General features: G+C 72.7%; 10 protein-coding genes and 1 riboswitch. Of the genes, 7 read left to right on the forward strand and 3 right to left on the reverse strand.

Annotated elements, in window-relative coordinates:
* Positions 1 to 12 precede the first annotated feature (12 nt).
* The 4 genes from O7597_RS13320 (at position 13) to O7597_RS13335 (ending at position 5,098) form a co-directional block, all read left to right on the forward strand.
* Positions 13 to 1,893 carry a M14 family zinc carboxypeptidase gene (locus O7597_RS13320; protein WP_281582869.1) on the forward strand — a complete coding sequence of 627 codons (1,881 nt, stop codon included), beginning with the start codon at positions 13 to 15 and terminating at the stop codon, positions 1,891 to 1,893.
* Between the two features lie 172 nt (positions 1,894 to 2,065).
* Positions 2,066 to 2,126, forward strand: a riboswitch (cobalamin riboswitch).
* Positions 2,127 to 2,237: 111 nt separating this feature from the next.
* Positions 2,238 to 3,173, forward strand: coding sequence for an ABC transporter substrate-binding protein (locus O7597_RS13325; protein WP_164446527.1), 936 nt, complete (start codon positions 2,238 to 2,240; stop codon positions 3,171 to 3,173).
* A 39-nt stretch (positions 3,174 to 3,212) separates the two neighbouring features.
* Complete coding sequence (locus O7597_RS13330; RefSeq protein WP_281583248.1) at positions 3,213 to 4,304, forward strand: iron ABC transporter permease; 1,092 nt, start codon at positions 3,213 to 3,215, stop codon at positions 4,302 to 4,304.
* Positions 4,301 to 5,098 carry an ABC transporter ATP-binding protein gene (locus tag O7597_RS13335; protein WP_281582870.1) on the forward strand — a complete coding sequence of 266 codons (798 nt, stop codon included), beginning with the start codon at positions 4,301 to 4,303 and terminating at the stop codon, positions 5,096 to 5,098. Before O7597_RS13330 ends, O7597_RS13335 begins: the two co-directional genes overlap by 4 nt.
* 17 nt (positions 5,099 to 5,115) lie before the next feature.
* On the opposite strand, the gene O7597_RS13340 is transcribed toward O7597_RS13335, so the two are convergent.
* The 3 genes from O7597_RS13340 to O7597_RS13350 all read right to left on the reverse strand — a co-directional run bounded on the left by O7597_RS13340 (position 5,116) and on the right by O7597_RS13350 (position 8,940).
* A complete protein-coding gene (locus O7597_RS13340) occupies positions 5,116 to 5,880 on the reverse strand; it encodes a VOC family protein (protein ID WP_281582871.1) in 765 nt (254 codons plus the stop codon).
* A 74-nt stretch (positions 5,881 to 5,954) separates the two neighbouring features.
* Complete coding sequence (locus O7597_RS13345; protein WP_269740281.1) at positions 5,955 to 6,725, reverse strand: VOC family protein; 771 nt, start codon at positions 6,723 to 6,725, stop codon at positions 5,955 to 5,957.
* A gap of 136 nt (positions 6,726 to 6,861) precedes the next feature.
* Positions 6,862 to 8,940 carry an AAA family ATPase gene (locus tag O7597_RS13350; RefSeq protein ID WP_281582872.1) on the reverse strand — a complete coding sequence of 693 codons (2,079 nt, stop codon included), beginning with the start codon at positions 8,938 to 8,940 and terminating at the stop codon, positions 6,862 to 6,864.
* A 173-nt stretch (positions 8,941 to 9,113) separates the two neighbouring features.
* On the opposite strand from O7597_RS13350, the gene O7597_RS13355 reads away from it, so the two are divergent.
* Genes O7597_RS13355 through O7597_RS13365 form a run of 3 tightly spaced genes read left to right on the forward strand, consistent with a single transcriptional unit; the run spans position 9,114 to position 11,921 of the window.
* Positions 9,114 to 9,695 carry a metalloregulator ArsR/SmtB family transcription factor gene (locus tag O7597_RS13355; RefSeq protein ID WP_281582873.1) on the forward strand — a complete coding sequence of 194 codons (582 nt, stop codon included), beginning with the start codon at positions 9,114 to 9,116 and terminating at the stop codon, positions 9,693 to 9,695.
* 42 nt (positions 9,696 to 9,737) lie between these two features.
* On the forward strand, positions 9,738 to 11,036 hold the full coding sequence (locus O7597_RS13360; RefSeq protein ID WP_281582874.1) for an MFS transporter: 1,299 nt from the start codon (positions 9,738 to 9,740) through the stop codon (positions 11,034 to 11,036).
* 33 nt (positions 11,037 to 11,069) lie between these two features.
* Positions 11,070 to 11,921, forward strand: a complete 852-nt coding sequence (locus O7597_RS13365; protein WP_281582875.1) for a menaquinone biosynthesis protein — start codon at positions 11,070 to 11,072, stop codon at positions 11,919 to 11,921.
* The last annotated feature ends 15 nt before the right edge of the window (positions 11,922 to 11,936 follow it).

Below are 11,936 nucleotides of genomic sequence, written 5' to 3' on the forward strand. Positions count from 1 at the left end.
AGGAGGTTGTCCATGGCCTTCCGTTCAATCCCCGTCCGCCGTGCCCTGGCGCTCATCGTCGCCGCCGGGCTCGGCCTGCTCACCATCGCCGCGCCACCGGTCTCCGCCGAGCCGGCGCCCAACCGGGACGAACAACCGGCCGCCGTGCCCTACCGGGTGCTCGGCCCGAAGACCCTCGCCGATCGCAACGCGGTCGCCCGTACCGGCGCCGCCATCGACTACTCCGAGCACGGGGTGCTGCACGTCTCGGCCACCCGGGCCGAGGCCGCCGCCATCACCCGGCTCGGGTTCCGGCTGGAGGCGATCGCCGCGCTGCCCACCGACCGGGGGCAGGCCGACGGCGACGTCGGGATCCTCGGCTTCCCGTCGGCCGACTCCAACTACCACGACTATCCGGAGATGATCGCGGCGGTCAACAAGGTGGTGGCCGACCACCCCACGATCGCGCGCAAGATCAGCATCGGCAGCTCCTACGAGGGCCGTGACCTGGTGGCGGTGAAGATCTCCGACAACGTCGCCAGTGACGAGAACGAGCCGGAGATCCTGTTCAACGCCCAGCAGCACGCCCGCGAGCACCTGACCGTCGAGATGGCGCTCTACCTGTTGAACCTCTTCACCGACAACTACGGCTCCGACTCCCGGATCACCAGCCTGGTGAACAACCGGGAGATCTGGGTCGTGCCGTCGGTCAACCCGGACGGCAGCGAGTACGACATCGCCACCGGCTCCTACCGGTCGTGGCGCAAGAACCGCCAACCCAACAGCGGATCGTCGTACGTGGGCACCGACCTGAACCGGAACTGGAGCTACAACTGGGGCTGCTGCGGCGGCTCGTCCGGCTCCACCTCCTCGGACACCTACCGGGGCCCGTCGGCGTTCTCCGCGCCCGAGACGCAGGCACTGCGCAACTTCGTCAACAGCCGGGTCGTCGGCGGGACGCAGCAGATCAAGGCCAACATCGACTTCCACACCTACTCCGAGCTGGTGCTCTGGCCGTACGGCTACACGTACAACAACACCGCCCCGGGGATGAGCACCGACCAGTACAACACCTTCGCCACCATCGGCCAGCAGATGGCGGCGACCAACGGCTTCACCCCGCAGCAGTCCAGCGACCTGTACATCACCGACGGCAGCAGCATCGACTGGATGTGGGCGGAGCACGGCATCTGGGCGTACACCTTCGAGCTGTATCCGGGCGGGGCCTCCGGCGGCGGCTTCTACCCGCCCGACGAGGTCATCCCGCAACAGACCTCGCGCAACCGCGAGGCGGTGCTGATCCTCTCCGAGTACGCCGACTGCCCGTACCGGGCGATCGGCAAGCAGGCGCAGTACTGCGGCAGCGGCGGCGGGGGGACCACGGTCTGGTCGGACACCTTCGAGACCGCGACCGGCTGGACGATCAACCCCAACGGCACCGACAGCGCGACCACCGGGCAGTGGGAGCGCGGTGCCGCGCAGGCCACCACCTCCAGCGGAGCCAAGCAGCTCACCCCGTACGCGGGCAGCAACGACCTGGTCACCGGCCGGCTCGCCGGCAGCGGTGCGGGTGACTACGACATCGACGGCGGGGTGACGAGCGCCCGCTCGCCGGCGGTCGCACTGCCGTCCAGCGGCACGTTGACCCTGTCGCTGGCCTGGTACCTGGCACACGGTTCGAACTCGTCGTCGGCGGACTACTTCCGGGTCAGCGTGGTGCACAACGGCGGCACCACGGCGCTGCTCACCCAGGCCGGTGCGGCCAGCAACCGCAACGGTGCCTGGACGGTGTCGAACCTCAACCTCACCCCGTACGCCGGCCAGTCCGTGCGGATCCTGGTCGAGGCCGCGGACACCTCGACCGCCAGCCTCGTCGAGGCGGCTGTGGACAACGTCACCATCACCGCCTCCTGAGAGCGGACGGGGCCCCGCCACCCCCCCTCGCGCGGGGCCCCGTTCCAGGGAGCAAACGGGCAGACCGCCGTTCTCCCGACGGCTCGCGGCCGGGTCTGCGGCAGCGCGACGGCCTGCCCGGCGGGGTGCCGACGCGACGTGCGCTACGGTCTTACCGACCCGTTCCAGCGAAGCCGGTGAGACACCGGCGCTGTCCCGCAACTGTGATGCCCCGTTACCGGGGACGAGCCAGGTCGCCTGGGGCGCGGTCGCGATCCGCGCTCTCGAGGAAGGGCGCCTCGCGGACGGGCGCCTCTGGCTCCCTGTCGGCGAAGCAGCACACTCCTCGACCGACAGGAGGACCGATGTTCAGACGTACGCCCAGGGTCTTCGCCGCCAGCCTGGCGGTGGCCGCGCTCGCGCTCGGCGCCTGCGCCGAGAAGACCACCGACACCCCCGCCGCCAGCGGCAGCCCCAGCGCCGCCACCTTCCCCGTCACCGTCGGGTCGCTGACGCTGGAACAGCGCCCTGAAAAGATCGTCTCGCTGTCGGCGACGGCCACCGAGATGCTCTTCGCGATCGGCGCCGGTCCGCAGGTCACCGCGGTCGACGACCAGTCCAACTTTCCGGCCGACGCACCGAAGACGGATCTCTCCGGCTACCAGCCGAACGCCGAGGCGGTCGCCGCGAAGGACCCCGACCTGGTGGTGCTCAGCGACGACCGCAACAAGATCGTCGAGCAGCTCACCACGCTCAAGATCCCGGTTTACCTGACTCCCGCCGCGCAGACCCTCGACGACACGTACCGGCAGCTCACCGAGCTGGGCACGCTCACCGGTAACGCCGACGCGGCGACCGACGTGGTCCAGCGGATGAAGGACGACATCACGAAGATCGTGGCCGAGGTGCCACAGCGTGCGCAGGCGCCCACCTACTTCCACGAGCTGGGTCCGGAGCTGTACACCGCCACCAGCAAGACCTTCATCGGTTCGATCTACAGCCTGGCCGGGCTGGAGAACATCGCCGACGCGGCCGACGCCGACGGCAAGAACGGTGGCTACCCGCAGCTGTCCCAGGAAGTGATCGTCGACGCCGACCCGGACTTCATCTTCCTCTCCGACGTGAAGTGCTGTCAGCAGAGCGCCGCGACGGTCAAGGCGCGCAGCGGCTGGGGTTCGCTCACCGCGGTGCAGCAGGACCAGGTCGTGGAACTCGACGACGACGTCGCCTCCCGCTGGGGGCCGCGCGTGGTGGACCTGCTGCGGACCATCGTGGACGCCACCGCAAAGGCCGCCGAGTGACGCTGGCCGTCGAGCGCTGAACGGATCGTGCACGACGTGCTGAAGCGTGGCCGACTCGGCGCGCCGGTCGGGGCGGGCACCCAGCCCCGGCCGGCGGGCCTGCGGAAGCGTTGGCTCGCGGCCGGGGTGCTCGCGGTACTCGTCGCGCTGGTGGCCGGGGTCTCGCTCGGCCCGGTCAGCCTGCCGCCCGGCAGCGTCGCGATCGAACTGCTCAACCTGCTGCCCTGGGTCCGCCTGGACAGCGGGCTGACCGAGCGGGAGATCGCCATCGTCACCGAGCTGCGGCTGCCCCGGGCGGTGCTGGGTCTGCTGGTCGGTGGGTTGCTCGCCCTGGCCGGCGGTGCCTACCAGGGGGTGTTCCGCAACCCGCTGGCCGACCCGTACCTGCTCGGTGTCGCGGCCGGGGCCGGGCTCGCGGTCACCGTGGTGCTGACCCTGGGGGTGGGCGCGGGCGGAGCGCTGAGCGGCCTGCCGGCCACCATCCCGCTGGCCGCCTTCGTCGGCTCCCTCGGCGCGGTGGCGATGACCTACCTGCTCGGCTCCGCCGGTGGGCGCAGCCGCTCCCCGGCGACCCTGATCCTGGCCGGGGTGGCCGTCTCCGCGTTCCTCAGCGCCGGTCAGACGTACCTGCTGCAACGACACGCGGAGAGCATCCAGCAGGTGTATTCCTGGCTGCTCGGCCGGCTGGCCACCGCCGGCTGGCAGGACGTCCGGCTTGTGCTGCCGTACTTCCTGCTGACCAGCCTGGTCATCCTGCTGCACCGGCGGGAGCTGGACGTGCTGTCGGTCGGCGACGACGAGGCGGCCAGCCTCGGCCTGCACCCGCAGCGGTCCCGGTACCTGCTGATCGCCGCCGCCTCGCTGGGCACCGCCGCCGCCGTCTCCGCCTCCGGCCTGATCGGCTTCGTCGGCATCATCGTGCCGCACACCGTACGGATGCTGGCCGGGGCGAGCTACCGGGTGATCCTGCCGCTGTCGCTGCTGTTCGGTGGTGCCTTCCTGGCGCTGACCGACGTGGTGGCACGGACCGCCGCCGCACCGCAGGAGATCCCGATCGGGGTGGTCACCGCGCTGCTGGGCGGCCCGTTCTTCGTGGTGGTGCTGCGCTCGGCGCGGCGGGTGCTGACATGACCGGCTCGTCGGCCGCGCCCGCCGTCGACCTGCGGGACCTGCGGATCAGCCTGGACGGCACGGCGATCCTCGCGGGCGTCGACCTGACCGTCGCCGCTGGCGAGTGGGTCACGGTGATCGGTCCCAACGGCGCGGGCAAGTCGACACTGCTGCGTGCCGTCGGCGGCCTGCTCCCCGCGCCGGACGCCGTCCGGCTCTTCGGTACGCCGATCGGCGGGCTGCGTCGCCGGGACCGGGCCCGGGTGGTGGCCACGGTCGCCCAGTCGCCGGTCGTACCGCCCGGCATGGCGGTGCTGGACTACGTGCTGCTCGGCCGTACCCCGTACATCCCGCCGCTGGGTCGGGAGTCCGCCGCCGACCTGGCCGTGGTGCACGAGGTGCTCGACCGGCTGGACCTCGCCGGCTTCCACGCCCGGGAACTGGCCACCCTCTCCGGCGGCGAGCGGCAGCGGGTCTTCCTGGCCCGGGCGCTGGCCCAGGGCGCCACTCTGCTGCTGCTCGACGAGCCCACCAGCGCTCTCGACATCGGCCACCAGCAGGAGGTGCTCGAACTTGTCGACCAGCTCCGTCGGACGCACGGGCTGACGGTCCTGGCCACCATGCACGACCTGTCCATCGCCGGCGAGTACGCCGACCGCATGGTGCTGCTCGCCGCCGGTCGGGTGGTCGCGGTCGGCACCCCCCGGGAGGTGCTCACCGACCGGTTGCTCGCCGAGCACTACCGGGCCAGCGTCCGCGTCGTCGACGGTGAGCACGGCCCGCTCGTGGTGCCGGTACGCCCCAGGCGACAGTAGTCCGGCCGCCGGGCGGGTCAGGCGGGGGCGGGCGCCGGGCCGAGGATGGAGAAGAACGCCCCCTGCGGATCGGTCAGCACCGCGAACCGGCCCCGGGGCAGATCGGTCGGCGGGACGGACACGCTGCCGCCGAGCCGCTGCGCCTCGTCGGCCACCGCGTCGGTGTCGGTCACCGCGAAGTAGACCATCCAGTGTGACGGCAGGTCGCCCCACTCCTCGCCGACCATCGGCATCATCCCGGCCACCTGCTGGCCGTCGCGCTGCCAGGTGGTGTAGGTGATCGCATCCATCGGCTGGTCGTCGGCCGTCCAGCCGAAGACCGCACCGTAGAACTCCTTGGCCCGGTCGGGCTCCCGGGTGGTCAGCTCGGCCCAGGTCAGCGCGCCCGGCACGTCGAAGACCTCCGCGCCGGGAAGGCCCAGCGACTCCCACACCCCGAACGACGCGCCGGCCGGATCGGTGAGCACCGCCGAGCGACGGGAGCCGGACACCTCGACGGGGCCCGAGCGGAGCCGCCCACCGGTGGCCGTCGCGAGTTCGCAGGCCGTGTCGACACTCTCGGTGGCCAGGTAGGGCGTCCAGGCCGGCTGCCCGTCGTCGGTCGGGCCAGCGCCAGCCACCGGTCTGCCCTGCTGGTGGAAGACGAGACGGCCGGTCGGCGGTTCGCCGGTCGCCTCCGCGACCGCCCAGCCGAACAGCGGCGCGTAGAAGCCGGCCGCCGCGGCGGGATCGCTGGTGAACAGGTCGACCCAGGCCGGCCTTCCCGGTGGAATGCTGGTCATGCGCGTACGCTCCGGTTCCGTCGATGTGGGGGCGGTCCGAGGGTCGCATCCAGGTCCGACACCCCGCTGGCGGTTCAGCGGGTTGCGGCGAGGGCGATGACGTGGAACAGGGCACCGTGGGGGTCGCGGAGCGCGGCGAAGCGGCCGGCCGGGATGTCGCGGGGCGGCACCAGGATCGTGCCACCGAGTTCGGCGGCGCGCGCCGCGCTGGCGTCCGCGTCGGCCACCGCGAAGTACACCGACCAGTACGCCGGTCCGTCCGCGGGGAACTCGTCGCCCAGCGGCGGCATCATCCCCGCCACCAGGCGGTCGCCGAGCCGCCAACCGGTGTAGGCGACCTGACCCATCGGCTCCTCCTCCGGCTGCCAGCCGAAGACCAACTCGTAGAAGATCCGTGCCCCGTCCGGATCGGGGGTGACCAGTTCGGTCCAGCTCATCGCGCCGGGCACGTCGAACACCTCGGCCCCGGCGAAGGTCATCGGCTGCCAGACACTGAACGCGGCCCCGGTGGGATCGGTGAAGACCGCCATCCGACCCCGGTCGAAGACCTCGAACGGCGGCACCACCACCTGTCCACCGGCCCGCTGCACCCGGCCGGCGACCAGATCCGCGTCGTCGGTGGCCACGTAGGTCGACCAGATCGGCACCTGGTCCGGTACGGCCGGTGGGCCCGCCCCGGCCACCGCCCGCCCGTCCAGCAGGAAGACCGTGTACCCGCCCGCCTCCGGCTCGGGGTCGACCCGGCCGGTCCAGCCGAACAGTTCCGGGTAGAACCGCCGGGCCGCGTCGAGTCCCGGCGTCGCCAGGTCGGCCCAACAGGGCGTACCCGGCGCGACGCTGACCACGGCCACCCCTTTCCGACCCGCGGCGACCACCGACCGGTCGCCCTTCTCGGCATGGTGGCACCGGTGCGCCGCGGTTCGGGGTGGAAACCGGGGGAACGTCAACTGAACCGGCGACCCGGTCCCGCCAGGTCGGGAGTCAGCCGAGCGGGGCGGGTAGCGGCGCGGCGTGCAGCACGGACAGCCGGGACACCGCCCGGGTGAGCACCACGTACAGCCGGTTCAGGCCGCGTGGCTCGGCGGTCGCGATGGCGGCCGGTTCGACCGCGATGACGTGGTCGTACTCCAGGCCCTTGACCAGGGTGGCGGGCATCACCGTGACGCGCGCGCCGGTGGCCGGTTCGTCGGGGGTCGCGGTTTGCACCCCCGCCTCGGCCAGCGCCGCCCGCAGCCCGTCCACGGCGTCGTCGGCGGCGATCACCGCGATCGACCCCTCGAACGCGAGCGCCGCCCGCACCTCGGCCACCGTCGCGGCCGCGAGATCGCTGACGGTACGCACCTCGAGCGCGCCGTCGTTGCGCAGCGACTCGGCCGGCGGCACGTCGACGGCCAGCGCCGGTAGCAGCCGGTTGGCGAAGGAGAGCACGGCGGCGGGCACCCGGAACCCGATGGTCAACGGCACCACCGTCGCGTCCGGCTTGCCCAGGTGGCGCAGGCTCTCCCGCCAGTCGCTGGCCGCCCACGGCGCGGTCGCCTGCGCCAGGTCGCCGAGGAGCGTGAGCGAGCCGTGCTCGCTGCGCCGGGCGATGACCCGGCACTGCATCGGGGAGAGGTCCTGGGCCTCGTCCACCACGACATGGCCGTAGCCGCCCGGCCGTTCCAGCAGTCCGGCCGCCTCGTCGATCAGCACCGCGTCGGCGGCCGTCCAGCGGGTCGCCTTCGCCGTCCGTCCCCGCCCGGTGCCGGTGGCGCGCCCGGTCCCGGGTGCCGGGTGGGTGAGCAGGCGTTGCTCGTCCGGCGTGAGCAGACCGTCAGCGGCCTGGGCGAGCCGGTCCGGGTCGGTGTACAGCGCGTGCAGCAGGCCGTCCGGGGTGAGCGCCGGCCAGACGGCGTCCAGGAATCCGGTGACCGGCTTCGACCGGCTCATCCGGCGCAGCCACGCGTCGCCGGGTGATTCCGCCCGCCGGGCCTCGGCCTGCCGTTGCAGCAGTCCGACCACCCGGGCCCGGACCCGGTCCCGCCCGACGGCGTACGGCAGTCGCTCCGCGCGGGTGTCCTGGACCAGCCGGTGCAGCGGCTCCAGCCCGATCCGCCAGCGGAACGAGCCGTCGGAGACGAGCACCGGCTCCGCCGGCTCGCCGACGTACGCGTCGACGGCCCGGCGCAGCACCTCGGCCATCCGGGCGTCGTGCTTGAGCGTGGCCACCACCGGCGGGTCCGCCGCGCGGACCGGCACCCGGGTGACCAGGTCCTCCACGGTGGCCTGCTCCACCTCGACCTCACCGAGCGCGGGCAGCACCGCCGCGATGTAGCCGAGGAAGGCCCGGTTCGGCCCCACGACCAGCACCTTCGACCGGCGCAGCCGCTCCCGGTGCAGGTAGAGCAGGTACGCCGCCCGGTGCAGGCCGACGGCGGTCTTGCCGGTGCCCGGGGCGCCCTGCACGCAGATCGAGTCGGCCAGGTCGGCCCGGACGAGTTCGTCCTGCTCGGGTTGGATGGTGGCGACGATGTCGCGCATCGGCCCGACCCGGGGACGTTCGATCTCGGCGGTGAGGATCCGGCTGGCCGTGCCGAGTTCCTCGCCCCGGTCGAGGTGCTCGTCCTCGAAGCTGGTCAGCTTCCCGTCGCCGAACCCGAACCGGCGGCGTACCGCCAGGCCCTGCGGATCGCGGGCACTGGCCCGGTAGAACGTGCGGGAAATCGGTGCCCGCCAGTCCAGCACCAGCGGTTCACCCTGCTCGTCGGTGACGTGCCGGCGGCCGACGTGGTAGCGGCGGCCGGCGTGTTCGGCATTTGCGTCGCCGAAGTCGAGTCGGCCGAAGAAGAGCGGGGTGCGCGGGTCGTCGGCCAGTTCGGCGACCCGCCGGGCCAGGTGCCGGCCGAGCTGTTCGGCGGTGTACGCGTCTCCGGCCACCTTGTCGCCGGTGGCGAAGAGTGCCTCGGCGCGTTCCCGCATCCGGTGCAGCGCCGCCCGCGAGCGGGTCAGATGCGCCCGTTCGGCGGCCAGTTCGTCGTCGAGCGCGGGCGGTTGGGGCGTTTCTTGGGCGTGCAGGCTCATCCACGGGCTCCTCGACACGGGAAGAAGGCTGCCGCTCGCGTTTCCGACTCGTGGGTCGGCGCGGGGACGTCCGCTGCGGTGCTACTCACCGCGGCCGTCAGGCGGAACGAACAGCCTACTCCCGGGAATGCCGTGGACAACCGGTTTTCCCTCCGACCGGGGATCATGGGGGCATGACGCAGGCGCACTCCGAGCCGCCCTGGGTGACGATCAGCGACCCGCAGACGCTGCGGGCGCTCGCCCACCCGGCCCGGCTCGCGATCATGGAACACCTGGCGACGACCGAGGGCGCGATGACCGCCACCGAGTGCGCCGAGGTGGTGGGCCTGTCGCCGAGTGCGACCAGCTACCACCTGCGGGCACTTGCCAAGTTCGGCCTGGTGGAGCAGGCGCCGAGCCGGGGGGACGCCCGCGAGCGGCTGTGGCGTGCCGCGGTCCAGCAGTGGACCATCGACGCCGGCCGGGACGCCGACCCGTCGGTACGCGATGCCGAGCAGACCCTGGTCGAGGTCTTTCTGGCCCGGGAACTGGAGCGCAGCCGGGACTGGCTGCGCCGGGCTCGGGACGAGTCCGAGGAGTGGTATCGCAGCGCGATTCTCAGCGAGTCGTTGCTACTGCTCACCGCCGAGGAGTTGGCGGAATTGAACGAGGCCGTGACGGCCCTGCTCCAGCCCTACCGCAAACGCACCCGGACCGATCCGCCGCCGGGTGCGCGTCGGGTGGCTGTCCAGTACCGGGCGCTGCCGCTGGCCTGAACGCGCTTGCGCCCACCAGATGTGAAGCATTATTTTCGAAGTGTGTCCTTCATATCTGGCGAATCGCGGTGGGCGGACGTCGCCCTGGCCACCTCCGCCCGTGGCTTCGCCACCTGCGGGCAGTTCCTCACGGCCACGACCCTGACGCTGAGCCTGCAGACCTCCGGGGCGGGCGGCAGTGCCGTCGCCGGCATGCTGTTGGCGGCGACCCTGCCGCTCGTGGCGCTCGCCCCGCTGACCGGGCGGCTCGCCGATCGGGTGGACAGCCGGGCGCTGCTGGTCGGTGCCGGGCTGGCCCAGTCGGCGATCTGCCTCGCGCTGGCGTACACCGGGCACCCGTTGCTGGTCGTGGGTCTGGTCGCGCTGCTCGCCTGCGGTCTCGCCGTCGCCCAACCGGTGCTCGCCGCCCTGGTGCCCGCGATGGTGCGCGCCACGGACCTGCCCAGGGCGACAGCCCTCAACCAGACCGCCGGCATGCTCGGCGTCCTGACCGGGCCGGCCCTGGCCGGGTTCCTGGTGGGCGGTTTCGGCACCCAGGTACCACTGCTGATCGCCGCGGTCGGCTACCTGGCGCTCGTCGTCGCCGGCCTGCTCGTCCGGACCCGCAGAGGCGGCGCGCGGCGCGTGACAGCGACCGGCGATGGCCCCTCGGTGGGCGTGGATGCCACGGACGCGGAGCTGGCCGGTGGCTGGCGGCTGCGGCGGGACCCGCTGCTGGTGGCGATGGTGGCCACCCTGGCCGGCGTCATAGCGGCCATCGGCGCGATAAACGTCATCGAGGTCTTCTACGTACGCGAGACCCTTGGCGCTTCGGCCTCCACCTATGGGCTGGTGACGGGCGCCTGGACGCTCGGGGTGCTCTGCGGTGCGTGGATCTTCGCCCGGGTTGCCGGCCGGCTCGCCGACGACGGCGCCCTGGTCCAGGGCGGCCTGTTGCTGCTCGGCGGCTGCTGCCTGGCGGTGCTGCTCTCGGTGGCGGTCCCCACCGCTGCGCTGCTGGTGCCGCTCTGGCTGCTCGGCGGCCTCTGCAACGGCGGCGACAACGTCTTCCACAACCTGGTGGTGGCGCGGCGGGTACCCGAGGCGGCGCGCGGGCGGGCCTTCGCCGCCGTGGGTGCCTCGGTGCAGGGCGCGGCGATGGTCGGGTACCTGCTCGGTGGCCTGCTGCTGGAGCTGACCGAACCGCGCCCGCTGATCGTCGGCTGCGGGGTGGCTGGAGTGCTGGTGCTGCTCGGCTTCGTGGTGCCCGTCCGCCGCGCGGTCCGGGCTGAGCGCTACCGCGTCCGGCAGATCCCGACACCGGCGGATGCGGGGTTGGCCACTTCCGTGACGTCCGCCTGAGCAGGTCACCGGCGGCGGGGATACGGTCGGGGCATGGTCGAGCGCCTTGCCCGCCCCCGCGTCGGGCACATCCAGTTCCTCAACTGCCTGCCCATCTACTGGGGGCTGATGCGCTCCGGCGCCCTGCTCGACGTCGACCTGCGCAAGGACTCGCCGGACCGGCTCAGCGCCCAACTCGTCGCCGGTGACCTGGACATCGGGCCGATCACCTTGGTCGAGTACCTGCGGCACGCCGACGAGCTGCTACTCCTGCCCGACCTGGCGGTGGGCAGCGACGGACCGGTGCTGTCGGTCAACCTGGTGAGCACCCGGCCACTGGCGGACCTCGACCGCGCCCGGGTGGCGCTGGGCTCCACCTCGCGGACCGGCGTGCTGCTCGCCCAGTTGCTGCTGCGCGAGCGGTACGGGGTTTGTCCGGAGTACTTCCGGTGCCCGCCGGACCTGACCCAGATGCTGTTGGAGGCCGACGCCGCGGTGCTGATCGGCGACGTGGCGCTGCGGGCGATGTACGAGGCACCCGGACAGGGGTTGACCGTGACCGACCTGGGTCAGGCGTGGCGGGAGTGGACCGGACTGCCGATGGTCTTCGCCGTCTGGGCGGCCCGCCGTGACTTCGCCGCCGCCCATCCCGGCCTGGTCAAGGAGGTGCACGAGGCGTTCCTCCGCTCGCGCGACCTGTGCCTGGCCGAGTTGGACCAGGTTGCCGAGTCGGCGGCCCGATGGGAGCCGTTCGACGCCAGCACGCTCGCCGACTACTTCCGTACCCTGGACTTCTCCCTCGGCGAGCGCCAGATCGCCGGCATCCGCGAGTTCGCCCGCCTCACCGCCGCCCACGGCGAGACCCCGCCCCTGCCCCCCACCGGCCCCACCTTCTTCACCCGCTGACCGGCGGGTGCGACG

The organism is Verrucosispora sp. WMMC514 (assembly GCF_027497295.1).
Lineage (GTDB): Bacteria > Actinomycetota > Actinomycetes > Mycobacteriales > Micromonosporaceae > Micromonospora > Micromonospora palythoicola.

Coding starts and splice junctions, on each gene's coding strand:
- O7597_RS13335 (WP_281582870.1), top strand. CDS start 4,301: ATGACCGGCTCGTCGGCCGCGCCCGCCGTCGACCTGCGGGACCTGCGG.
- O7597_RS13355 (WP_281582873.1), top strand. CDS start 9,114: ATGACGCAGGCGCACTCCGAGCCGCCCTGGGTGACGATCAGCGACCCG.
- O7597_RS13365 (WP_281582875.1), top strand. CDS start 11,070: ATGGTCGAGCGCCTTGCCCGCCCCCGCGTCGGGCACATCCAGTTCCTC.
- O7597_RS13325 (WP_164446527.1), top strand. CDS start 2,238: ATGTTCAGACGTACGCCCAGGGTCTTCGCCGCCAGCCTGGCGGTGGCC.
- O7597_RS13320 (WP_281582869.1), top strand. CDS start 13: ATGGCCTTCCGTTCAATCCCCGTCCGCCGTGCCCTGGCGCTCATCGTC.
- O7597_RS13340 (WP_281582871.1), bottom strand. CDS start 5,880: ATGACCAGCATTCCACCGGGAAGGCCGGCCTGGGTCGACCTGTTCACC.
- O7597_RS13350 (WP_281582872.1), bottom strand. CDS start 8,940: ATGAGCCTGCACGCCCAAGAAACGCCCCAACCGCCCGCGCTCGACGAC.